19 protein-coding genes and 1 pseudogene are annotated in these 22,516 nt (G+C 48.6%); 4 read left to right on the top strand and 16 right to left on the bottom strand.

Annotated elements, in window-relative coordinates:
* The 6 genes and pseudogenes from HMPREF2606_RS08200 to HMPREF2606_RS08175 all read right to left on the bottom strand — a co-directional run.
* Window positions 1-716, bottom strand: a 716-nt coding sequence (locus HMPREF2606_RS08200; RefSeq protein ID WP_070843498.1) for an IS5 family transposase, incomplete at its 3' end; no start/stop codon positions are given.
* Window positions 717-807: 91 nt separating this feature from the next.
* Window positions 808-3,537: a lactoferrin/transferrin family TonB-dependent receptor gene (locus HMPREF2606_RS08195; RefSeq protein ID WP_070843497.1), complete on the bottom strand. Its 2,730-nt coding sequence runs from the start codon at window positions 3,535-3,537 to the stop codon at window positions 808-810.
* A gap of 86 nt (window positions 3,538-3,623) precedes the next feature.
* Window positions 3,624-5,402 (bottom strand): transferrin-binding protein-like solute binding protein, encoded by a 1,779-nt coding sequence (locus HMPREF2606_RS08190; protein WP_070843496.1) that lies wholly within the window; start codon window positions 5,400-5,402, stop codon window positions 3,624-3,626.
* Between the two features lie 137 nt (window positions 5,403-5,539).
* Window positions 5,540-6,073: pseudogene (locus HMPREF2606_RS08185) on the bottom strand (aspartate/glutamate racemase family protein); the annotation flags it as partial.
* Window positions 6,074-6,507: 434 nt separating this feature from the next.
* The gene (locus HMPREF2606_RS08180) at window positions 6,508-6,948 is read right to left on the bottom strand and encodes a TIGR01244 family sulfur transferase (RefSeq protein WP_070843495.1); all 441 of its coding nucleotides are present in this window, start codon (window positions 6,946-6,948) and stop codon (window positions 6,508-6,510) included.
* A gap of 78 nt (window positions 6,949-7,026) precedes the next feature.
* Window positions 7,027-8,778 (bottom strand): M61 family metallopeptidase, encoded by a 1,752-nt coding sequence (locus tag HMPREF2606_RS08175; protein WP_070843494.1) that lies wholly within the window; start codon window positions 8,776-8,778, stop codon window positions 7,027-7,029.
* A gap of 332 nt (window positions 8,779-9,110) precedes the next feature.
* Between HMPREF2606_RS08175 and ccoN the strand changes: the two genes are divergently transcribed.
* The 4 genes from ccoN to ccoP are packed head-to-tail and all read left to right on the top strand — an operon-like array spanning window position 9,111 to window position 12,728.
* Window positions 9,111-10,544: a cytochrome-c oxidase, cbb3-type subunit I gene (gene ccoN / locus HMPREF2606_RS08170; protein ID WP_003748780.1), complete on the top strand. Its 1,434-nt coding sequence runs from the start codon at window positions 9,111-9,113 to the stop codon at window positions 10,542-10,544.
* 24 nt (window positions 10,545-10,568) lie between these two features.
* A complete protein-coding gene (ccoO, locus tag HMPREF2606_RS08165; protein ID WP_003748778.1) occupies window positions 10,569-11,180 on the top strand; it encodes a cytochrome-c oxidase, cbb3-type subunit II in 612 nt (203 codons plus the stop codon).
* A gap of 4 nt (window positions 11,181-11,184) precedes the next feature.
* Window positions 11,185-11,382, top strand: coding sequence for a cbb3-type cytochrome oxidase subunit 3 (locus tag HMPREF2606_RS08160; protein WP_003748776.1), 198 nt, complete (start codon window positions 11,185-11,187; stop codon window positions 11,380-11,382).
* A complete protein-coding gene (gene ccoP / locus HMPREF2606_RS08155; protein WP_083325224.1) occupies window positions 11,382-12,728 on the top strand; it encodes a cytochrome-c oxidase, cbb3-type subunit III in 1,347 nt (448 codons plus the stop codon). The genes HMPREF2606_RS08160 and ccoP overlap by 1 nt, the downstream gene beginning before the upstream one ends.
* A 150-nt stretch (window positions 12,729-12,878) precedes the next feature.
* Here ccoP and HMPREF2606_RS08150 read toward each other — a convergent pair whose 3' ends face one another.
* The 10 genes from HMPREF2606_RS08150 to HMPREF2606_RS08105 form a co-directional block, all read right to left on the bottom strand.
* A complete protein-coding gene (locus tag HMPREF2606_RS08150) occupies window positions 12,879-13,325 on the bottom strand; it encodes a ubiquinone anaerobic biosynthesis accessory factor UbiT (protein ID WP_049348276.1) in 447 nt (148 codons plus the stop codon).
* Window positions 13,312-14,229: a U32 family peptidase gene (locus HMPREF2606_RS08145; RefSeq protein WP_070843493.1), complete on the bottom strand. Its 918-nt coding sequence runs from the start codon at window positions 14,227-14,229 to the stop codon at window positions 13,312-13,314. The genes HMPREF2606_RS08150 and HMPREF2606_RS08145 overlap by 14 nt, the downstream gene beginning before the upstream one ends.
* Before the next feature lie 10 nt (window positions 14,230-14,239).
* Window positions 14,240-15,247, bottom strand: a complete 1,008-nt coding sequence (locus HMPREF2606_RS08140; protein WP_003748766.1) for a ubiquinone anaerobic biosynthesis protein UbiU — start codon at window positions 15,245-15,247, stop codon at window positions 14,240-14,242.
* A 334-nt stretch (window positions 15,248-15,581) separates the two neighbouring features.
* Complete coding sequence (locus HMPREF2606_RS08135) at window positions 15,582-16,202, bottom strand: DUF2238 domain-containing protein (protein WP_070843492.1); 621 nt, start codon at window positions 16,200-16,202, stop codon at window positions 15,582-15,584.
* A 108-nt stretch (window positions 16,203-16,310) separates the two neighbouring features.
* The gene (locus HMPREF2606_RS08130; protein WP_070712238.1) at window positions 16,311-17,300 is read right to left on the bottom strand and encodes a phosphatidate cytidylyltransferase; all 990 of its coding nucleotides are present in this window, start codon (window positions 17,298-17,300) and stop codon (window positions 16,311-16,313) included.
* Entirely contained in the window at window positions 17,297-18,004 is a 708-nt protein-coding gene (locus HMPREF2606_RS08125) for a lysophospholipid acyltransferase family protein (RefSeq protein ID WP_070712239.1), read from the bottom strand. The genes HMPREF2606_RS08130 and HMPREF2606_RS08125 overlap by 4 nt, the downstream gene beginning before the upstream one ends.
* 63 nt (window positions 18,005-18,067) lie before the next feature.
* On the bottom strand, window positions 18,068-18,442 hold the full coding sequence (locus HMPREF2606_RS08120; protein ID WP_070712240.1) for a hypothetical protein: 375 nt from the start codon (window positions 18,440-18,442) through the stop codon (window positions 18,068-18,070).
* A gap of 2 nt (window positions 18,443-18,444) precedes the next feature.
* The gene (locus HMPREF2606_RS08115; RefSeq protein ID WP_283122357.1) at window positions 18,445-19,731 is read right to left on the bottom strand and encodes a phosphatase PAP2/dual specificity phosphatase family protein; all 1,287 of its coding nucleotides are present in this window, start codon (window positions 19,729-19,731) and stop codon (window positions 18,445-18,447) included.
* A gap of 65 nt (window positions 19,732-19,796) precedes the next feature.
* Entirely contained in the window at window positions 19,797-21,539 is a 1,743-nt protein-coding gene (locus HMPREF2606_RS08110; RefSeq protein ID WP_070712242.1) for a bifunctional alpha/beta hydrolase/class I SAM-dependent methyltransferase, read from the bottom strand.
* A gap of 128 nt (window positions 21,540-21,667) precedes the next feature.
* Window positions 21,668-22,438 carry a PP2C family protein-serine/threonine phosphatase gene (locus tag HMPREF2606_RS08105; RefSeq protein ID WP_070843491.1) on the bottom strand — a complete coding sequence of 257 codons (771 nt, stop codon included), beginning with the start codon at window positions 22,436-22,438 and terminating at the stop codon, window positions 21,668-21,670.
* Between the last annotated feature and the right edge of the window lie 78 nt (window positions 22,439-22,516).

Raw genomic sequence — 22,516 nt, 5'->3', positions numbered from 1 at the left:
TAGCCTTTGTCGGCATAGACGGTCGTACCTTTGGATAGGCCTTCCAACAAAGGCAACAGGTGTTTGCATTCATGGGCATTGGCAGGGGTAATGTGCAGTTTCTCAATATAGCCTTTCGCATCGGTACGGGTATGTTGTTTGTAACCGAGTTTGTAGAGGCCGTTTTTCTTTATCCAACGGGCATCGCTGTCTTTACTCGGTGTGGTTTGGCCGCTGACTTGTCCTTTGTTATCGACTTCTATAGCCTGACGCTGTTTGCTGCCGGCAGTCTGAATAATGGTGGCGTCAACGACGGCAGCAGATGCTTTCTCTACTTTTAGGCCTTTTTCGGTCAGTTGTCGGTTAATCAGTCCCAGCAATTCGGACAGGGTGTCGTCTTGCACCAGCCAGTTGCGGTAGCGGCATAAGGTGCTGTAATCGGGGATGCTCAGTTCGTCAAAGCGGCAAAACAGGTTGAAATCGATGCGGGTGATGAGGCTGTGTTCGAGTTCGGGATCGGAGAGGCTGTGCCATTGTCCGAGCAGGACGGCTTTGAACATGGACAACAGGGGATAGGTGGGACGGCCGCGGTGGTCTCGGAGGTAACGGGTTTTTTGACGATTCAGGTACTGTTCGATCGGCTGCCAATCAATCACCTGATCCAACTTCAATAGTGGAAAGCGGTCGATGTGTTTGGTAATCATAGCTTGCGCGGTTTGCTGGAAGAAGGTACTCATGAAAAATCCCCTAAATGTCTTGATGGGAATTTAGGGGATTTTGGGGAATTTTGCAAAGGTCTCCTATTGCCTTGATGCACGGTTGCTTAGGTTAAAACTTCATCTCCAAAGTCAGGGTGTAATTTCGTCCCGGTGCGGCGTAGCGGTTATACCTGCCGACATTATTGTGCCTATTGACCGCTCCTTCGGCAGTCTGCCTTACAGACTCCCAAGTGGTATACCGGTAGTTGAAGAGGTTATACACGCCTGCGCGCAGGGTCAGGTGTTTCTTGATATTGTAATATCCGGAAACATCCGTAACATGCCAAGGCCGCGTCCGCCGTGATGCTGCTTTTTTAGCATTGGCATTACCGTTCAACAGCGCCTGGCTGCCTAGCAGTTCGTCAACAGATTTTGCCTTGGAATAAGTAAACATCGTATTGATGCCCCATATTCCGTCAGGATGGTCGTAACCCAAACCCAATACATATCGTGAAGGTTGGACGGCATCAAAGAGATATGAAGTTACAAACGTCCTGTCGGCGCGTATATCGGCATCTTTGACCTTGATACGGTTATAGGCAAGCGTGGAATACAACCCGTCCGGCAACCCGCCCCATACACCGTGCCAATCGATTTTACCCAAAATATTGATACCGGCTATCCGTGCATTTTGAGCATTTCGATATCCGGGGTCGCCAGAAGCCGAAGTTTGCCCGTTTTGAGTTCGGGTTTCATAACCGAATGCAATCAGGTCGCGATAAGCATTGTTGAAATAGCTGGCTTCCAAATTGCCGAAGTCCCCTTTAAATACAATACCTGTCTCTCTATTAAAGGATTTTTCCGGTTTCAGATCCAACGTTTTCAAAGACTCCCCGGCTCTCCAGCCGTACATTTCGGCAAACGACGGTAGACGGAAGCCCGTAGAAGCGCGATAAGTCAAATCCATCCAGGTGAAAGGCTTGAGGACTACGCCTGCGTTCCAAGAAAGGTTGCGGTGAGTGCCGGTAGAGACACTCTTATCTTCCGAATGCGTACTGCGATAATCGTAACGTATGCCTGCTCCGACATCCGCCCACCTGCCCAAACGAACATTGTCTTGAACGGCTGCATAATAACCGTTGCCGCCGATATTCCTCGGTGTGCAGTCTGTATAGGTGTTATTGCCGAAACGGCATATCGGCGATGTATTGACCGTGGTCTTGCCGATAGACACCCAATACGGTTTGCCTTGGCTTCCGTTGGGTGACTGTACCCCTTCCGGGATTTTCGATCCATATGCCTGAACTGCGTTTTGAAGATAATAATCTCTGTGGGACAATTGCGACTTAAAGCGGTCGTACCCTAGATTGATACTTAAATTGTGACGGATTTTGGCCGTATCAAATGCCTTTTTAAATACTGCTTGGAACAGGTTTCGGCTTTCTTCATAAATCATCCGGTCGGATTTATAGAAGGAATACGGTTTATTGCCGTCGGGACGGCAATTTTTATCCGAACCGTCGTGAGAGCAATGCGTCTGCTGCAAACGGTTGTCCAAATCTATACCTTGCCGGTCATAAGAAAGTCGGGCGTAATCGGCCCAGGTATCCTTGTCAGCATTATGGTAAACATATTCGACCCCGTACCGGTTTTTAGTATGGCGTTCATCATAAAACACGCCGGTACCGTAACCGATACCCTGCAATGTACCGCCCTCTCCCTGAACAAACAGCCTTTCGGCCTTATTATTGCCCGAATATTTGCCAAAGCCGCTCGGCGTACCGTTTCTCCGGACACTTTCATTCAGATCGGCCTCGGTAAAATAGGCAGGAACAGTCATATCCCGTGTATCAAAGGTCTGCTGCGTACGTTCAAGAACGGCTCCGACATAATGGCGGTTGTCCAAATGCCAACCCGGTCGGAACAGCCATGATTGGCTGCCATACTCAAGCGGGTCCGCAAGGAAGCGGCTGGGGCCGGTATAATCCTGCGTGCTGATGGTTTTGCGCTCATCTTTGGCCAAAGCATCTTTTTTCGCATTGTCTTTACAGGCCGCATATCCATTGGAACATTCCTCTTCGACAATGAAATTTGCGTACGGATGGGTATCCTCGACCGGCATCAGCCGGTTGAAACTCTGCACACCTTTACCAGCATCTTTATGCGCATGGATTTCCTGCCCCCGCCGTTTAGTATAAATAAGGAGGGCTTCCGCGCCGCCGCTGCGTCCTGCAAGCGCAAGGGACTGTGTCAGGGCATGGTCTTTTCCAGAATAGGCAGTTTTACTCTGAATGCCCCACTGTTTTCCCTCTCCGATAATGTCGGCTGCGGTTTTGGTTTGAAATGCGACCGAACCTGCCAATGCGCCGTTTCCGTATTCTGATGAATTCGAACCCTTGCTGATTTCAACGGCCTTAACGTTTTCATACTCAATTTCATTGATTGCGCCGCTGCTGCCCGCCGTCCTCGTCCCACCCAATGCCGCCTGCGCGGTGTAGGACTGTATTTGCGAAACGCCGTCTACCGTTAAGGAAACGCGGTTTTTATCCATGCCGCGTATTGAATAGCCGGAACTTGCGCCCCGACCCTGTTCGACCACGGCAATACCCGGATCGTAACGGGTCAGGTCTCGGATATTCAAAACCTGTTCTTTACTTAGCGTCTCGGAAGATTTGACCAGCTTGCCCAGCCCAGTTACTTCGTTATCACGGCGGGTTTTCTGTTTTTTCGCATTGACCTGCACGGTATCGAGCTGCTTTTCCCACACTTGTCCAGACGGTAAAACATCCGCATAAGCAGGCAGCGCAGTCATCAGCGACAGGCATAAAATATTTAATCGGAACAAATGTTGCTGTTTCATATCATTTCTCTACTTACTGCTTTCAGACGGCATTTAAAACCGATATGCCGTCTGAAGAACTTTCCTCTGTCAACCGGCAGCCCAGTTTACCGGACAAGCTGTTGGCGTTTCGTACCGAATACCACTGCCGCCTTGCCGCTTTCTCCCTCCAATGTATTTCCGGAGAACGATCCGCCCATCTCAATGGCGGTTTTGCCGTAGAAGCCGCCGGACACATCTGCACGGATATTCGTCCGTTTCGGATCGATGGTATTTTTCGGATCTAATGCAAAGCCGTTTTCACCGGTTTTCGCCACACCTGAAAAACCGTTGCCCTGAATCGTGGCAGTGATGGTGAATACGGGGGCAATGCGGTCTTTCGCCGTCAGCATACCGTTGAGGGTTTTCTCGGCAAAATTAACTTTAAACTCCGCCCGGTTACCGCCTTCCTTATTGGAAGGTTCGGCACTCCAGCTCGTACCATTAACAATAGTACCCGACCATGTACCGCGATATACCGCCTCTCCCGCCGTTACAGGCATATCGGAAACCGGCGTACGGCTGCCCTGCAGGAACATATCGTGCGAACCGCCGTGTTCCAACACCCCGAAATGCAGGTAATCCAAATTGGAGCAGCATACCGACACCTTCACACCGTCTTTCTCAAATACATGCTGGAATGCCGTCTGAGTGCCTTCGGACGGCACAAGCGCAAGCTCTACGCCGTCAATCAGCAGTTTGGCCACGTTGCCAAAGCTATCTATCTGTTTTTTCACAAAATCCGCACCGATGCGGTAAGCGTCCATAAAGGTTTCAGCCAATGGTTTTTCTGCACCGTCTTTCTGTTTCGCGCTGAATACGGCAAGCACTTTCTTATCGTTTGCCAAAAACTTGCCGCCCAACTCATCGCCCTGAGGCCCGTAGAAACCACCTTCCAGACTATCAGAATCAGAAACAAAGGGATGACCGTTCCCAGTATCTTTATCTGCAGCCAACGCCTTACCTTTGAAACGGTTACCGTGCAGGTTAGCCTGAATGTCGTAACGTTTAATTTGTTTGGCTTTATTTTCGGTTTCGTTATGGGTAATCCGGTTATTGCGGTAGAGCGCGCCGGTCATGGTCTTGGCGGCGAAGTCCACCTCAAACTCGCTGGTCAGCCCAAAATCGGTCTGATCTTCCGGTGCCTCGCTTTTATTGCGCAACACATCCGCTTCCTCGGCAGACAAAGCCCCGTACCTATCGCCCGCTTGCGAATTACCCAACTGGGAAAACTTCTGTTTTTCCTTGGCATCGGTTACATAATCCCAAGTGCCTTTGTAAATCGACTTGCCCATCGGCAGAGCTTGGGAAGGATTGCTGCCTTTGTAGAAAAGGTAGCCGTCCGCGCCGGAAAGGGCGATATTGTTTTTGAAATCGATTTTATTGGCACCGTTGCGGTAGATATAGCCCGAGCGGACATATTGGAAATCCGTGTATCCTTCCACACGGCTTTTGCCATCGCCCGTTGTGATGGATTCGTTCAGCGTACCCTTATCCATCGCAAAAATCTCATTCTTTTGGGGAAACTCACCCGGCTCACCCGCACCTAATTTCTCCCAATCCGCTTCTGATAATGCCTTATGATCTTCTTTATTTTTCGGGTGCCAGTTCCGACGCGGTATTTTGGCTGCAAAACCGTAAACCGGACGGTCGTTTTCCGCCGCCTGCGCTTCATCGGGTTTTGCCGGTTTTTCAGTCTGTTCGTCTTGGTATTTCGGTGCTTCGGACTGCGGGTTGTGCTGTTTCGTTTCCACGCTGTCCAAATCGAAACTGCCGCCACCCGCGCAGGCAGAAAGCAGCAGCACAGGCAGGATACCGGCTGCTTGGGCAATAAGTGAATTTTTCATATCAACTTTTTTAAAAATGATAATAGTTTATATTTTATTAACTTAAAATGTAATTTGCAAACATTTTCTGACGTACCTTCACAAAAAACACCCGCACATCCTTACTCCGGATATGCGGGTGTTTGAGCAAACCTTGCCTAACCCAAAGACACCATTTCAATCTGCTCCATCGTTCTACTTAGAAAACGTTCGCCTATCATTCTGAATTTCAAAGGAATATCGCTGACATAAAAACGATAGTCGGGATTATTGTTGTCAGTATTGAGTAATCCCTCCTGCGCAAGGACGCGTGCTGTTTCTTCAGCCGTCGTAATTGCAGAATCAACCAACGCGACATTACCCGCCTCCCTACCGATTAAGGGCTTGAGCAAGGGAAAGTGCGTGCAGCCCAACACCAGCGTATCGATGCTGTCTGCAAGCAATGGTTTGAGGTATTCGCATACGGTCAGGCGGGTAACTTCATGTTCCAACCAACCTTCCTCCACCAAAGGGACGAGCAGCGGCGCAGCCTGCGTGCGGACGAGCGTATCAGGGTTGTTCCTATGGATGGCGCGCGCATAAGCATTGTTGTTGACTGTCGTATTGGTGGCGATAATGCCGATTTTATTGTTGCGCGTCGTTGTCAGCGCGGCTTTCGCGCCGGCGGAAATCACGTCCAACACAGGCATATTGAGACCTTTGCAAAATTCCCCAAAATCCCCTAAATTCCAACCAAGACATTTAGGGGATTTTGGGGAATTTTGCAAAGGTCTTGGCCTTAAAGAGGGTAGGTATAAAAAAAGGGGGGTGGCTTTCGGCCACACCCAAACACACACACATCAAGAGGAAAGAAAAATCTATTTAATAAGAGAGCTGGCTCTTATAGAGGAAAACTGGAGGATTCGGGCTTGGCCCTGAAGCATTGAAAGGCATTATAAATGAAAATAGGGTTGGGGTATTGATACAGGTCAATTCGAGCTTGATTTAGAAAATATATTTTTAGGATAGTGGAAATAAATTAAAAATAAGGTTTGATTGTGAATAAAAGTCATTAGGCCGTCTGAAAGAATTGGTTTCAGACGGCCTGATTGGTTTAAAGGCTGCTACTTACTATATAAATCAAGTATTAAGCCAAACCTTTATCTTTGGCTTCTTGCAGGCGGGCTTCAAAGTTGCTGAGGTTGACGCCAGCCTGTTCGGCTGCGGCAACTACTTCGGCTACAGATGCGCCGTGTTGCACTTGATGATAACCCCAAAGCAGGGAGCAGCGAGTACCGGTACGGCAGAAAGCAAGAATGGGAGTCGGAGATTGTTGCAACAGATTTTTGAAGGCTGCAACATCGGCTGCGTTGATTTGAGGCGCAACGACGGGCTGGTGTGAGAATTGGTTGATGCCGGCCTCTTTAAACCAGTTTTGTACTTCGGCAAAAGCCGGTTGGTTTTCTTCTTCGCCGTCCGGGCGGTTGCAGATGACGGTTTGGATGCCGAGACGTACGGCTTCTTGGACATCGGCTTCGGTCAGTTGGGGGGCGATATAGAGGGTGTCGGTCAGTTTACGGATGGGCATAGTTTTTCCTTTCTTTATATTAAATGGATATGTTGATTTCAGACGGCCTAGGAAGTGCCAGGCCGTTTGAAGTTTTATTTAATGATTGTACAACCAGTTTTCGAGTTTTTGTCGATCGGTAATGTGCAGCAGGGCAGTATTGGCTTCTACTGCTTGAACTGTGATGCTGGTCTCGCGCAATAGGCCTTGGCGGAAGAAATGGATGGTGGTGCGCGTGCCGATAGGCAGTTTGCTCCACTGTGTTGCAAGGTCGTTGCAGGCATAGCCACCTAAGGCGATGATTTTGTCTTGCGGGCAGAGTCCGGCATTTTCTGCGCTACCGCCATTAAATACATGAGTCAGGACGGCATGATCGCTGTTTTGTTTGAAACGTGCGCCCAAATCGTTGGCGGGGGCAACCGATTGGGGTTCGGTGGCAAATGCTCCGCCGTGTTGGCGTGGCAGGGGAATAAAGTCAAGTTTGATGCCTACGCTTTGCAGACATTCTACGAGCGGAAGATCATCGGTGCTGTATAAGGCCGTCTGAAAGAAGGTTTCTAAATCTAAACCGGTCATTTCTTGGCAACGGGTTTGCCAGTGTTTTTCGGGTATGCCTTGATGAGTATTGCACCAGTCGAGATAGTGTTGCTGCATCACGCTGTCGAGGGTGTATTTGCCTTGGCTTTTTTCACGGATGATAAGGTCGAGGCAAAGTGCGGCCAGTGCGCCTTTTTGATAGTAGCTGACGATGGCGTTGGGGCTGTTTTCGTCTTGTTTGTAGAACTTGTCCCATGCGCTGAAACTGGATTGGGCAAGTGTTTGTTTCAGACGGCCTTGTGTCTGCTGTACGCGTGTAATGCCTTGTGCAAGCAGGGTAAGGTAGGCTTCGGGGCTGATGGTTTTGCTTCGGGCTAGAAAAAGGTCGTCGTAGTAGGACGTAATGCCTTCAAATGCCCAAAGTTGCTCGGTGTAGTTTTCTTGGTCGAGATTGTAAGGTGCGAAGACGGCCGGTTTGATGGATTTAACGTTCCATGCGTGGAAGTATTCATGGGAGAAGAGGCCGAGCAGTTCGGTATAGGCTTTATCGGCTTCGCCCATATCGTAAGATGGCAGACTGTGGCGGTCGGCGAGTAGGGCGGTGCTGCTGATGTGTTCCAGTCCGCCGTAGAGGTTGTCGCCCAGATGTAGTAAGAAAAGGTATTCGGTAAACGGGGCAGGGGAGGGGAACATCGCCAACTCGGTTTCGCAGATTTTTTGAATATCGGCGAGGAAGCGGGCGCGGTCAAAATCGGGATAGATGCCGCTTAATGCAATACGGTGGGGAATGCCTTGTGCTTCAAATTCGAGAAATTCGATGATGCCTGTTTCAACCGGGTGGTCGATAAGCTCGGCGTATGAGGCCGTCTGAAAAGTGGTCGCCGAGGTTTGGGGCAGGGTGGTGGCTATCTGCCATGTGTGCGGCAGGGTGGAAAATTCGATTTGATGTGGCCGGTGTTCTTGTCCGTGGACTTTTAAGAACAGACACGCGCCGTCGAAAAAGCCGCGCTCGGTGCTGAGGAACGAGCCGCGAACTGATAAGTCGAATGCGTAAACAGTGTAGTAAATTTCCCACGCTCCACTGAGGGCCGGGGTTTGCCAATGGTTTTTGCTGGTTTGTGTCAGCGGCTGGGCTTTGCCGTTGCAGCGCGCGCTGATGTGCGTGATGTGGCGGGCAAAGTCACGGATGAGGTAGCTGCCGGGAACCCAGTTGGGTAAGCTGATTTCTGTTTCTGAATCATTGGGTTGAGTGAATGATAAGGTGATGTGCCATTCATGAGACAGAAAGTTGGGGGTAATTTTGTAATTAATCATAGCTATTGGTTAATTTGCTAAAGTTTATTAAGAATAAGGGGTTTTAAGGGGTGGGCTTAATCTATATCAATAAAACTGTATGAAAAAGGGGGCTTGAAAAAATACCCTGTCCGATTTAATGCGTATGTTTTAATAATTTATTGATTATAAAAGAAATGAATTTATGTCTTGCTAAATATTTTATGCAATTTGGAATGTAATTTTGCTTGGCATGTTGTGGTGTCTATGTTAAATTTAGAAAAATTTGAGCCTTGGCCGTATTGCGCTTTTCGTAAATGCAGGGGTTGGGGTGAGATAAAAATTTTTTATACCCATAATTTATGGAGACTTCCATGGACACACAAACTTATAACTACAAAGTGGTGCGCCAGTTCGCCATCATGACTGTAGTTTGGGGTATTGTGGGCATGTTGGTCGGCGTTATCGTCGCTGCCCAGCTTTTTGCTCCAGCCCTCGATTTATCCAATATCGGACCTTGGTTCCACTTCGGCCGCCTGCGTCCTCTGCACACCAATGCGGTTATTTTTGCATTCGGCGGTTGCGGTTTGATCGGTACATCATACTACGTTGTTCAACGTACATGTAATACCCGTCTGTTTGGCGGTTGGCTGCCTGCATTTACCTTCTGGGGTTGGCAGGCCGTTATCGTGGCTGCGGCCATCAGCTTGCCTATGGGTTACACCCAAGGTAAAGAATACGCCGAGTTGGAATGGCCTATCGACATTTTGATTACGCTGGTGTGGGTTGCCTACGCCATCGTATTCTTCGGTACGATTGCCAAACGTAAAATCAAACATATTTACGTTGCCAACTGGTTCTACGGCGGCTTTATCTTGGCCGTTGCGCTGTTGCACATCGTCAATAATATCAGTATCCCTGCCGGTTTGATGAAATCTTATCCGGTTTACGCAGGTGCGATTGATGCGATGGTTCAATGGTGGTACGGCCACAATGCGGTGGGCTTTTTCCTGACAGCCGGCTTCTTGGGTATGATGTACTATTTCGTCCCTAAACAAGCAGGCCGTCCGATTTATTCTTACCGCTTGTCCGTCGTCCACTTCTGGGCTTTGATTTTCACTTATATGTGGGCTGGTTCTCACCACTTGCACTACACTGCATTGCCTGACTGGACTCAATCTTTGGGTATGGTATTGTCTTTGATCCTGTTTGCGCCTTCTTGGGGCGGTATGATCAACGGTATCATGACTCTGTCCGGCGCATGGGACAAACTGCGTACCGACCCGATTTTGAAATTCTTGATCGTTTCTCTGTCTTTCTACGGTATGTCTACCTTCGAAGGCCCGATGATGTCTATCAAAACCGTTAACGCTCTGAGCCACTACACCGACTGGACTGTTGCACACGTTCACGCCGGCGCATTGGGTTGGGTGGGCTTTGTAACCATCGGTTCCGTTTACTATATGATTCCCCGCTTGTTCGGCAAAAATGAAATGTACAGCACCAAATTGGTTGAGGCGCATTTTTGGATCGCGACCATCGGCGTGGTTCTGTATATCGCTGCAATGTGGATTGCCGGCGTAATGCAAGGTCTGATGTGGGGTTCTTTGAATGACGACGGCACGCTGACTTATTCCTTCGTTGAATCCGTAAAACGTACCATGCCTTACTACATGATTCGTTTCACCGGCGGTCTTCTGTACCTGAGCGGTATGTGCATCATGGCATATAACGTTTACCGTACTGCTATCAGTGGTAAAGCCGTTGATGCTGAGATTCCTGCGGTTTCTCAAACTCAACACCACTAATGACAAGAAAGATAGGCTACCAAAATGAAATTACAACAATTAGCTGAAGAAAAAGTCGGTGTACTGATTGTATTCACCCTGCTTGTAGTCAGCGTCGGCCTTCTGATCGAGGCTGTTCCGCTGTTCTTCACCAAGGCGGTTACCGAACCTGCACCCGGCGTGAAACCATATAACGCCCTGCAAGTGGCCGGTCGCGATATTTATGTGCGCGAAGGCTGCTACAACTGCCACTCTCAAATGATTCGTCCATTCCGTGCAGAAACTGAACGTTACGGCCACTACTCCGTTGCCGGTGAGTCTGTTTATGACCATCCGTTCCAATGGGGTTCTAAACGTACCGGTCCGGATTTGGCTCGTGTCGGCGGCCGTTATTCCGATGAATGGCACCGCATCCACCTGCTGAACCCGCGCGACGTTGTGCCGGAGTCCAATATGCCTGCATTCCCATGGCTCGCACGCAATAAAGTCGATGCCGAGGCAACTGTGGCGCATATGAAAGCCCTGCGTAAAGTGGGTACACCTTACAGCGATGAAGAAATTGCCAAAGCACCTGAAATGCTGGCCAACAAATCAGAGCTGGACGCTGTTATCGCCTACCTGCAAGGCTTGGGCTTGGCATTGAAAAACGTAAGGTAACATCATGGACGCTAACTGGGCTCGCTCGCTCTTTACTGTTTGGGTATTTATCAGCTTTATTTTAGTCCTCTATATTGTGTTCAATAGACGCAATAAGAAAAACTATGACGATGCTGCCAGCAGTATTTTCGATAATGACGAACAAAGGCCGTCTGAAAAGGACGATCAAGCTCAGTCAGTCCGTGATCACGGAGCAAAATAATGAACACAACATCCCAATTTACCAGTAGTTTCTGGAGTATATATATTGCCGTTATCGTCGTGCTCAGCTTCATCGGCCTGGCTTGGCTTCTGCTTTCGCAAAACGTTGTGAAACGCCCTAAAAAAGGCGAAGAAGTAAAAACCACAGGTCATGAGTGGGACGGCATTTCGGAGTACAACAACCCTCTGCCACGTTGGTGGTTTTGGCTTTATGTCTGCACATGGCTGTTTGGCGTCGGCTACCTGATTATGTATCCAGGTATCGGCGATTATAAAGGCCTGTGGGGCTGGAGCAGCCATGGTCAATATGAAGAAGAAGTTGCCAAAGCCAATCAGCAATACGGTAAAGTGTATGCTAAATTTTCTAATATGCCGATTGAGAAAGTGGCTAAAGATCCTGAAGCCCGTGCTATTGCACAAAACCTTTTCAATACCTACTGTATCCAATGTCACGGCTCAGATGCCAAAGGCTCCAAAGGCTTCCCGAATTTGACCGACGACGATTGGTTGTGGGGCGGTGAACCTGAAAAGATTCAGGAAACCATCGAAAAAGGCCGTACTGCCTCTATGCCGGCCTGGGGTCCTGCTTTGGGTGAAGAAGGCGTGAAAAACGTAACACATTATGTGATGTCCCTTTCTAAACCTAAAGGCCAATACGATGAGGAACGCGCTGAACGCGGTAAAGTCCTGTTTAGCGGCCCACCTGCCAACTGTTTCACTTGTCACGGCGACAAAGGTCAAGGTATCCAAGGCCTCGGCCCGAATCTGACCGACGATGTATGGTTGTGGGGCGGTACTCAAAAAGCGATTACCGAAACCATTACCAACGGCCGCAGCAGTCAAATGCCTGCTTGGGGTCACTTCCTCGACAAAGACAAGCTGCACATCATGACCGCTTATGTTTGGGGTTTGTCCAACAAAGACGGTAAAAAAGCTCCTGCTAAAAAAGCCGAGCCTGCTCCGGCAGCTCAACCTGCCGATGCTTTTGCTCCGGCGGCCGCTTCGGCTCCTGCTGCCGATAAAGCTGCTTCAGATGCTAAAGCTGCTCCGGCTGCTGAAGCCAAACCTGCTGAAAAAGCAGAAGCAGCTCCGGTTAAGGTAGATGGCAAAGCTGTTTTTGAAGCCAACTGTAAAACATGCCATGGCGGTATGATTCCGGGCGCACCTGTTGTCGGTAAAAAAGATGACTGGGCTCCTCGAATTAAGCAAGGTAAAGACACTTTGCACAAACACGCGCTTGAAGGTTTTAATTCAATGCCTGCCAAAGGCGGCAACAGCAGCTTGAGTGACGATGAGGTTAAAGCGGCTGTAGACTTTATGGCAAATGAGTCCGGTGCAAAATTCTAATTTTGAGTCGGATTGAAAAAAGCGTACCTAACAGGGTACGCTTTTTTATATTTGCTAAAACTAATAAGAAAAGACATATTAAAGAGGCAAAATATATAAGGCCGTCTGAAACATTCAGACGGCCTTTGTTCTTGGTTCAACCAAGATTAATCAATCCAAAGTGGACGTACTGCGTTTCAGGAACCATTCGCTAAAAGGCCACTCGACGCTGTCGAGTAAGTTTTTGGTAATTAACCCCAGTTCCGTATCGCCTTCAATTTGCAATTTACGGTTGAAAAATAAGGTATCGGGATCTTCCTCGCGCATCATCATGCGCATGAAGTCTATACCGTTGGCGGCCAGCCTCAGATCGGGAGCGCCGCTGAAGTTGTCGTCCAGGAATTTTTCCGTATCGGCACTAAAACGCACTTTGATACCGGCATCCAAAACTTCGATTTCGAATTTTCTTCCGGCAAAAAGTTCCATATCGGCAGGCAGTAAACCTTTTTTCAGCATGGTATTCAATACGGAGACCAAAACAAAGCGCGGAGGTTTGCCGGGAAGTTTGGTACCGATTTTCGCCATCCATTTGGGTAATACGATTTCAGGCAGCGCCATAATATGCCTCCTTTACGGTTTCAATACCGGGCTGGCCGCGCCAATAGCCGTCAACCAGTGTTCCGGTAGTCAGTCGCTCCAACTCGGAGCGGACATCTTCCCATGTGGCTTTTCCGTCCAATACATCGCGGTGAATTTGGATAATTTCAGCCATGCCGTGCATTTGTGGCGACAGTCTGAGCATATTCACGCCGATTTTATTCAAGTCTTCATGGTGGGGCAGTAGGTTTTGGCAGCCGTAAGACATGGTTTGGATGCCGTTGATGGTGAGAAACGGCTGGCCTTCTCGCGTATTCATGGCCATACCGTGCTCGTGGTCAAGGCAGCGGAACTCGCAACTGTCTTTATTCAGATTGTAATGGCGGGCGGTAAAGCAACGTGATGAATAGGCAAGCGGCATTTTACCCCAAGCGAAGAGTTCGGTTTCAATGCCGTCTGAAGCCTTGATGATTTCTGCAACCTTATCGCGGCTCAGCTCGGACGGTGCAATCCAGCGGAATGCCCCTAATTTTCGGAATACGTCCAAAGTGGTTTCGTTGTAGATATTCAGGCTTGCACCGGCAACAAAAGGAATGCCGTGTTCGCGTGCCAATTTGACCGCACCCATGTCGTTGGCTTCAACTTTAAACTTACCCTGCTCCGTAATTTTGCGCAGGCGTTTCAGATCGGATTCGCTTTCGAGCAGGACTTGTGAGGAAAGAATAATTTCCTTACCGCTTTCCGCCAGGTCTTCAGCCAGTCCGAACCAGTCGGCAAAGCGCATTTTCTGACGGCGTGAGCAGACTACCTCACCCAAATAGACCGTATCCAACGGCGTATCCAGCATGGAAACGTAAAACTCCAGCAGGGCTTCTTTTTGCCAGAAAAATAAAATAGGGCCCAGCGACAATTTCAATGAATTCATTTTTTTCCCCTTATTTCCATGGACGGTTGTATGCGCCCAAAGTTGTCTGATGACCTTCCGAAACTTTGCTCAATGCATTGTTCCAGGATGGATTGACTTTGAAATGCGACGGGTCGGCTGCGGCTGCATCCAGTGCTTGGCGCAGGGATTTGGTTACTTGCGCCGTATACATCGGACTGCGTTGGCGTCCCTCGATTTTGATGGCGGACACACCGATTTTGATGAGTTCGGGCAACATTTCCAAAACATTCAGGCTGGTCGGTTCTTCCAAAGCATAGTAGGTTTCATCATTGACTTCAAAGCGGCCTTTGCACAAGGTTGGATAACCTGCCGGTTCATTGGGTTTGTATTGGTCTATCAATACCTGGTTTAGACGTACGTTCATGCGGTCGGGCAATTGTTCCCAGCGGACGGATTTTGCCGGAGAGCAGACACCTTGCATATTGGGCGATTCGCCTGTTGCATAGCTCGACAAGATGCAACGGCCTTCCACCATCACACACAAACTGCCGAAGCCAAAGACTTCAATTTCCACATCAGTATTGTCAATCACATGTTTGACCTGATCGATGGTCAGTACGCGCGGCAAAACGGCACGACGGATGCCGAACAGCTCTTTCATCATATTGATGGCTTCGTAATTGGTGGCCGAACCTTGTACCGACATATGCAGGCGTAAATTCGGATGTTTGTCTGCCGCATACGCCATGATGGCGGGGTCGGCAACAATAATCGCATCGGCACCCAAATCCGCCGCCGTATCCACAGCGGCGTGCCAACGCTCCACTTGGCCCGCTTGTGCAAATGTATTGATGGCCATCAGTACATTGCGCCCGCGCGCATGGGCGTAAGCTACGCCTTCCCGCGCCGATTTCATATCGAAATTCAGTCCCGGAAAGTTTCGTGCATTGGTCGCATCTTTCAAACCCATGTAAACCGTGTCCGCACCGTTGTCCACAGCGGTTTTCAGTGCAGGCAGGTTGCCGGCGGGGCAGACCAATTCTGGAATTTTCTGCATTTTGTGTTCCTTGTCTTGATGATAACCTCTATCGGGTTAATCAATATTTTGTAGAATTCCGGATATTTTATGGATTAATGACACAAGATATGCTGATTTAAATCAAATTGAAAAATTCAGGTTGACGTAGGCATATTGTTTACAAAATCTTAACAGACGTTGTTTTTTATATATTTCATGTGCTTAAAAATTTTGATGACGGATTTTGTTTCAAAATCGGCTTATATTTTTAACTATCGTATTTATTAATTTTTACAATAACAGCGATAGAAAAATGAAAAAAGGCCGTCTGAAAATCTGGTTTCAGACGGCCTTTTGCTTTAAAGGGATGTATTTAAGAGAAACCCAAACGTTTATCAGGTCGGGCAAACACAAAAATAAACAGCGAGGTTAACGCGCCCAAAGTATCGGCAAGCATGTCTTTTTGCGCGTCCCAAATATCGCCTTGAGAACCCAAGAACTCCAGTCCGGCCTCTCCGCCGTCGATAACGGCATATTGCCATTCGATGATTTCATAGGCGGCAGCCACACTCATAATGAAGAACAGTGAGAAAAATAAGGCCAACGGCAGGTTGCACAGCTTGCGGCGCAGCAGCCACTCAGCCATTGGATAGGCGTAGAAGCCGATGATGTAATGGGCAATACGGTCGTAATGATTGCGGTTTTCGCCCAAAATCGGTTCAAAAAAGCGGTTGATGGATTCAAACGGTACATCGGCAAAAGTGTAGTATGCACCGATGGAATGCATAATCAGCCAAAAACTCATGAATAAGTAGGCCAAGTTGCTGAAGCGGAAAATGCGGTAAGTGGCAACCAGGAGGAAGAATACGGATGCTACGGGGATGATTTCGGCGTACCAGACTGCACGGTCATGAGGATTAATGCCTGACCAAACAATAAGGGCGAAGATAATTGCAGCAAGAAAAATGGGAAAGATTGGAGAGGGTTTATTCATGTTGTGTGTATGTAATAACAATGGTTACGTATTGTATAACGAATCGGCAGGGCTGGAAGTTTCGAGTATTCAAGGCCGTCTGAAAATAACTTTCAGACGGCCTGAAGTTTAGCCGTTCCAGAAATAACGGGTAATGTGGAAAAACACGGGTGCGGCAAAACAAATCGAATCCACGCGGTCAAGCATGCCGCCGTGGCCGCGTATCATATTGCCCCAGTCTTTGACGCCGTAATCGCGTTTGATAGCAGACATAACCAGGCCGCCAAAGAAACCCATCAGGCAGACGATAAAGCCGATAACGGCCGCTTGGCCGTGGGAGAACGGCGTAATCGGCGCCATTAGCGCGGCAATGGCTGTGGCCGACAGAATACCGCCGACAGTGCCGGAAATGGTTTTTGACGGCGAAAGCGAAGGCATGATTTTTGCACCGCCAATCAGTTTGCCCCAAACGTATTGCAATACATCCGATACTTGCACCACGCCAATCAGGAAGATTAGCAACAGAATATTGTTGCTATTATCGAAGCCGTCCAAGTCTAGAAACATCAGCGCCGGAACATGGGACAGACAGAAGATGCAAATCATCGCCATCCATTGCGTTTTGGCGGCGCGTTCCAAAAAATGCGCGGTTTGGCCGCTGAGGCTGGCAATAATCGGCAGTATCAAAAAGCCGTAAACCGGAATAAAAATGCTGAACATGCCGTACCAGCCGTCATAGACGAAATAGTATTGCACCGGCAGCAACAGGTAAAAGCAGACCACCATGCTGTAATAGTCGCTGCGGCGGCGATAGACGAGGGTCATAAACTCGCGCAGTGCGGCAAATGAAATCAGGAAAAACAGTATAACCGTCCCGATTTTGCCGAACCAAAACGCGCCCAGCAACACCAGCGTCATCAGCCACCATGCGTAAATACGGGCGTTGAGGTTGGCGATGGTGGCATTATCTGCGCCGTTTTTGCGCTTAAGCCATTGTCCGATGATGCTGGCAAAACACAATACGGCAAACACGCCGACAAAAATATAGCTGGCTTGCGGAGTCAGATGAGCGGCGGCTTGTTCGACAATGATTTGTTGGGAAGTCGTAGAAAGGCTCATGCTTGTCCTCCTTTGTTTTGCTGAACTTCAGGTTCATTTTGGCGAAGCTCGCTGCGGTCGTTTTCAGACGGCCTGAGTGCCAGCAGCGCTTCACGGCTGCGTGTCAAAAAGCTGTCTTTGTCTTCGTTTTCCTGCAAGGTAAGCGGTTGTCCGATATGGACTTCACACAAAAGCGGGATAGGCAGGATTTTGCCTTTTGGCAGTACGCGGCTGATGTTGTCGATCCAAATCGGCACAAATTCGGTATTGGGTTTGCTTTTTGCCAGATGATAAATGCCGGACTTAAACGGCAGCAGGATGGTGTTGTCGTCAGTGTTACGCGTGCCTTCAGGGAAAATAATCAAAGAGTCGCCTGCGTTCAGCGCATCTTTCATCTGTTCGGTAATCGCTTGCGGATTATCGCTATGGCGCGGAATCAGCAAGGCGTTGAAAACATTTTGAATGATGAAGCATTTGAGTTTGCTCGTCAGCCAGTAATCCGAACCAGCGACAGGGCGCGTGGACAAGCGCCAGCGGCGGGGCAGGGAAATCCACACCAATACAAAATCACCATGGCTGCCGTGATTGGCGTAATAGACTTTTTGGTGCTGATTGAATGTCAGCTCGCGTGGGCTTTTAGGGCGTACGCCCGTAAGGAAAGAGACCGACAGACACAAGGCTTGGTCGGTCAGCCAGGCAAGTTGTTTTTTGAGGAAGTTTTTCATTGTTTCTGCCTTTTGAAGTGAGATACCGCTCTAGATCTGGTTTGGGTAAATTAGCAAAAATAATCAAATGCTTTGGATAAGCAAAATTAAAAATTGTGCGGCGGTCAGGTATAAGCTTTTGCGCCATAAGGAAAGTGCGCCGTTTATCCGTTGGGTCAAAGTACGGCTGCCTGAAATTTGACGCAAACCGTTTTGCTGTAAGGCGTGGTCGAAGTCTTCAGGAGAGTAGCGGTTGTCGGCAAAGTCTTGGAACACGCGACGGTCGAAGTGAATGCGGATATGGCAGTACAGCAAAACTGCTGCCAAGACAAGTTGCACCGCAAACCATGCGCCGCCATATTTTGCCGACAAGGCGAGCAGCAAGGCATTGCAGGCGGCAACATAATGTGCGGTAGAGAGCAGGTGGGCAGTAATACGGCTGTCGGTTGCGTTGTCCATCATTATCCTTGTTTTAAATAGTTGGCAGCAGCTTCGACTACTTGGGCAGTGGCCAGCGATAATACCATTTGTGGCCGAGCCTGCTTGAGTTCGGCCTTTGCCTGTGCCAAGTCTTTGCAGCCACCATAGACCAGCAGCCACGTCAGCACCACTGCGGCACTTCTTCCATAACCTAAAGCGCAACATACCAGCACTTTGCCGTGTTTTTGGCGCAAGGTTTCCAATATCAAGGCCGTCTGAACCAAATCGTTTTCAGACGGCGTTACCATATCCAGTAAAGGCAGAGTGCGATATTCTCCCTGATAGCTACAGCAGGGATATTCGGCGCATACATCCAATACAGCAGGCAGATGGTTTGAAATACCCAAAACGCTGCCAATCCATACATCATGGCGGACTTGTGCCATTTTCGCCTTACCGCGTAACCAATACGCCATGTTTAGCCGTACACCCACCAGATAAGGCAATAGCAAAACCGTCGCTGCTGCCGATAATTTACCGTTAGCCTGTTTTTGGAAGAAGGCTACATTTCCAGTTAAATAGGCAAAAGCCACCATCAGCAAAGACACGCTAATCCATATCAACCACAGCCACGCTCCACCCAGCAATGCGGGTAACGCCGTCAAACACGCACCAAGCAAATATAACAACGCAATCTTTTTTGAGTGTACATTACTCAAGCCCAGTTTTAACGGTGAAGTCATCTGACGCGGAAAAGCCCACAACACTAGCCAGCCGAGCAATGCTCCGGTCGGCACGTCGATAAAATGATGTTGATAAGTCGTCAGTACCGATAAGGCAATCAGGCTTTGCCATAAGAAAAGCGGCAGGCAGATTTTGGGAAAGCGCGTCCAATAAAAAGCACCCACGATAATCGCTAACGCGATATGCAAAGATGGCGCTTGGTTGTATGGCAAATCAAACGCAGCCAATGAATCAAACAGCCAGCCTGACAGCCCATCGGCGGGCGGTTTAGGCCACCCAAAACGCAGCGGAAACAGCACGAAGCAAGCAGTCGCAATCAGTTGGGCAGCTACAAGGTGCGCTACATATCGGTTTTGTTCATGTGTATCACGGCAAAGAAAAAATGCCGCGGCATACATCAGGTTCAGCGACCAATAAGGCACAATCGTCCATGCCCAAAACGGAATATTGCTTTCCCATGCAAAAGCGATTTCAGGCACATAGTCCAGCGATGCCGCAAAGTGGTTGGAGAGGCCGTAGCTGGTGTAGAACAGGATACCGACTGAAATCAGCTTGAGCAGGGAGGTTTTGAGGGAGGGTTTCATGGATAGGTACATGGTTTAAATAAGGCCGTCTGAAAGTTAAAAAATTGTTCAGACGGCCTTTATTTTTATTTCTTCACTGCCAAGCTCACGGTGAAAATACCGTCTTCGTCTATCCATTGATGGATTTTTTCAAAACCGGCTTTTTCAACCAACTGATCCATTTCCTGCTGACTGCGGCGGCGCATTACCCAGTTTGGGCTGCCTGCTTTGTGGCTGGTCAGGGCGCGGGCAATCATTTCCAGTTGCGGATGCCAAGGTTGGCCGGTGTAAATCAGGTAGCCGCCGGTTTCAATGACTTCTCCGAAGCCGTAGAGCGAGTTCAAAATCAAATCATTGTCGGCAAACAATTCGTGCAAGCCGGAGACGATGCCCAGCGTTGGACGCGGCTGCAAATCGTGATAATTGGCGCGGTCGTAGGCATTGACTTCATTGAAGGTTACCGTGTTTTGTAAGCCGCGCTCGGCAATCAGCTTGCGGCCGGCTTCGACATTAATCGGGCTGTAATCGCGCAAGCGTACTGAATCAGGTAATGTATCGGCAGTCAGGGCATCTAATACATAGCGGCCATGACCGGATGCAATATCCAAAACGTGTACAGGTTTGCCTGCTTCACGCAGTTTGGCTGAGGCCGTCTGAATGGCTTTGCCGATATTGACTTTGCGTTGGCGGATACCGCGCCAGCCGATGGCGTTGAGATAGTATTTGTCCACCCATACACCGAAAGCATTGCTGCCTTGCGGTTGATTGCGGTAAACGTAATCCAGTGTGCTGCCTGAATCAAAACCTATTTCTTGACCGATTCTCAAGCCTTCACTCCAGCGCGAACCCAGTTTGAGCGAGGTGCGATATGTTGCCCAAAATGCGCCGCGAGGCGTGCAAACAGGCAAAGGCGTCGCCAGTTCGTCAGCTTCGCGACGGCTGTCTCCAAATAAGTGCGCTTGAGTCAGATCGACTTGTTGCAAAGGCTGATTGAAACGCTCGCGGATAAAACGGCGCATTTCAACAAAAGCGATTTCACGGTTTTGTTCGCCTAAAGTATCGTGGTAGAAACCGGGTAGGATATGGCGCTCTTTAATATGGCTGCCCAAACGGTTGTAGAAATCGTGTTGCGGTTTGTGATGAACGACCCAATCGCTGCCTGAAATCAACAACTGTACAGGCGTAGTAATGGCTTGCGCATCGGCAACCACACGTTCAGCGGCTTCGTATAAACCAAGCAGGATACGCACAGAAATAGCACGGGCAATAAGCGGATCATTGTCATAGCTTTTTTGACGTTCGACATTGTGGGTCAGATAGTGGGCTTTGACGTAACTGTTTACAAAGAAATTACCACGCCATTTTTGCATAATTTTCAAACCGGTACGGGCAAACGGAACATAGAGTTTGACTTTGAACGCAGGCGAAGCCAATACGGCGCAACGGATTTTCGGCGCGTAGTCGTGCAGCCAAGTAGAAACCAATACCGCGCCGACGCTTTGCGCGATCACGCAGATGTTTTCGGGCTTGATGCCGTATTCGCTTTGGATGTGGCGGATAAAATCATCTACATCAGCAACCGAAGTGCTGATACTCGGACTATCGCCGCGTTCACCGGGGCTGTAACCATGACCGCGCGCATCCCAAGCGAAATAGGAAAAATCGTTGAAACCCAGCTCATCCGCCACAAACATCATCCGGCCGGAGTGCTCATGCCCGCGATGGAACAGCACAATGGCTTTGTCGGAAGAACCATTGGCAGCAGGGCGATAGCGGTAGAAAAGCGAAGTACCGTCTTGGGTAGAAAAGTATTTTTGCTGTTCGGACATGAGAAACTCCTAATAGTCATGTTTTTTGAACAGTATCATGACATATCGGACAAATGCAATGATGGAGAGAAATGGTAAAAGATGATTCCAAATTTCACTTAAAACTGATGACAGTGATTGTTAAAAGGTTAGATAGAGGGTGTTTGGATAACCTTACAAATTACTACCGACATATCATCATAAACTCTTTGTTTCGCTATTAATTTACGAAACACAGTCAGGCGGGACTTATCGTTATCATGTTGTTGCCAAATTTTTTCTCTTATTTCTTTTGAAAGGGCGTCACTTAGGCCGTCTGAACAAAGCAGCAGGCTTTCTCCTGCTTTAAGCGTAAGTTCGATATGGCACATTTTGTCTTGGAAATCGGAATAATCTGCTACTAGATAAGAAGAAACGCCGCCATATATGGTGGCAAACCCTTCTTCTTTTTTATCCGACAAACCATCCAGCAATTCGGAGAGTATCGAGTGATCTTGGGTCAGTTGCTTCCATTTTCCTTGTGTATCAATCAAATAGGTGCGACTGTCGCCTACGCTGATAATTTTGGTTTTGCCGGTGGTTTGGTCGATTTCGGCGGCAACAAAAGTGGTTGAGGAACCAAAATAATCCTCTGCTAACTCTTTAGATAAAGCGGTTTGTATATGATTGATGGTTTGACGGCTGAGTTGGGCTGTATGGCTTAATAAGTGCATGGCTGATTTGCTGGCTTTTTCGGGACGGTTGCTATTGGAAATGCCGTCGGCTATCCCGATGATAAAGCGTGGACGGGTTTCAAGACGTGTTTCAGCGGTTTTGAGTTTATATTGAAACACTTGCTCGCCGTTAAAAAGGGCATCTTGGTTGTGCTGTTTGTTGCTGCCAATTTGTTGGCAAAAGGTGATTTCGCAAAAGTTGTTCATGGTTTGTCCATTTGTTGGGTGAATATTCGCTGCAGGCTTTTCATCGTTTCTAACCCTCCGGATTTACACTTGGGCAAT

Source organism: Neisseria sp. HMSC070H10 (genome assembly GCF_001837635.1).
GTDB lineage: Bacteria > Pseudomonadota > Gammaproteobacteria > Burkholderiales > Neisseriaceae > Neisseria > Neisseria subflava_A.
The sequence above is the reverse complement of the archived record's forward strand: the minus strand, read 5'-3'. Positions and strand labels throughout refer to the sequence as shown.

Bases quoted from the DNA above. Each gene is read 5' to 3' on its own strand.
- ccoP (WP_083325224.1), top strand. From the start codon at position 11,382: ATGAACACAACATCCCAATTTACCAGTAGTTTCTGGAGTATATATATT.
- HMPREF2606_RS08180 (WP_070843495.1), bottom strand. From the start codon at position 6,948: ATGCCCATCCGTAAACTGACCGACACCCTCTATATCGCCCCCCAACTG.
- HMPREF2606_RS08195 (WP_070843497.1), bottom strand. From the start codon at position 3,537: ATGAAACAGCAACATTTGTTCCGATTAAATATTTTATGCCTGTCGCTG.
- HMPREF2606_RS08150 (WP_049348276.1), bottom strand. From the start codon at position 13,325: ATGGCGCTGCCTGAAATCGTATTACCCAAATGGATGGCGAAAATCGGT.
- HMPREF2606_RS08160 (WP_003748776.1), top strand. From the start codon at position 11,185: ATGGACGCTAACTGGGCTCGCTCGCTCTTTACTGTTTGGGTATTTATC.
- ccoN (WP_003748780.1), top strand. From the start codon at position 9,111: ATGGACACACAAACTTATAACTACAAAGTGGTGCGCCAGTTCGCCATC.
- HMPREF2606_RS08175 (WP_070843494.1), bottom strand. From the start codon at position 8,778: ATGATTAATTACAAAATTACCCCCAACTTTCTGTCTCATGAATGGCAC.
- HMPREF2606_RS08115 (WP_283122357.1), bottom strand. From the start codon at position 19,731: ATGAAACCCTCCCTCAAAACCTCCCTGCTCAAGCTGATTTCAGTCGGT.
- HMPREF2606_RS08120 (WP_070712240.1), bottom strand. From the start codon at position 18,442: ATGGACAACGCAACCGACAGCCGTATTACTGCCCACCTGCTCTCTACC.
- HMPREF2606_RS08105 (WP_070843491.1), bottom strand. From the start codon at position 22,438: ATGAACAACTTTTGCGAAATCACCTTTTGCCAACAAATTGGCAGCAAC.
- ccoO (WP_003748778.1), top strand. From the start codon at position 10,569: ATGAAATTACAACAATTAGCTGAAGAAAAAGTCGGTGTACTGATTGTA.
- HMPREF2606_RS08140 (WP_003748766.1), bottom strand. From the start codon at position 15,247: ATGCAGAAAATTCCAGAATTGGTCTGCCCCGCCGGCAACCTGCCTGCA.
- HMPREF2606_RS08125 (WP_070712239.1), bottom strand. From the start codon at position 18,004: ATGAAAAACTTCCTCAAAAAACAACTTGCCTGGCTGACCGACCAAGCC.
- HMPREF2606_RS08110 (WP_070712242.1), bottom strand. From the start codon at position 21,539: ATGTCCGAACAGCAAAAATACTTTTCTACCCAAGACGGTACTTCGCTT.
- HMPREF2606_RS08145 (WP_070843493.1), bottom strand. From the start codon at position 14,229: ATGAATTCATTGAAATTGTCGCTGGGCCCTATTTTATTTTTCTGGCAA.
- HMPREF2606_RS08130 (WP_070712238.1), bottom strand. From the start codon at position 17,300: ATGAGCCTTTCTACGACTTCCCAACAAATCATTGTCGAACAAGCCGCC.
- HMPREF2606_RS08190 (WP_070843496.1), bottom strand. From the start codon at position 5,402: ATGAAAAATTCACTTATTGCCCAAGCAGCCGGTATCCTGCCTGTGCTG.
- HMPREF2606_RS08135 (WP_070843492.1), bottom strand. From the start codon at position 16,202: ATGAATAAACCCTCTCCAATCTTTCCCATTTTTCTTGCTGCAATTATC.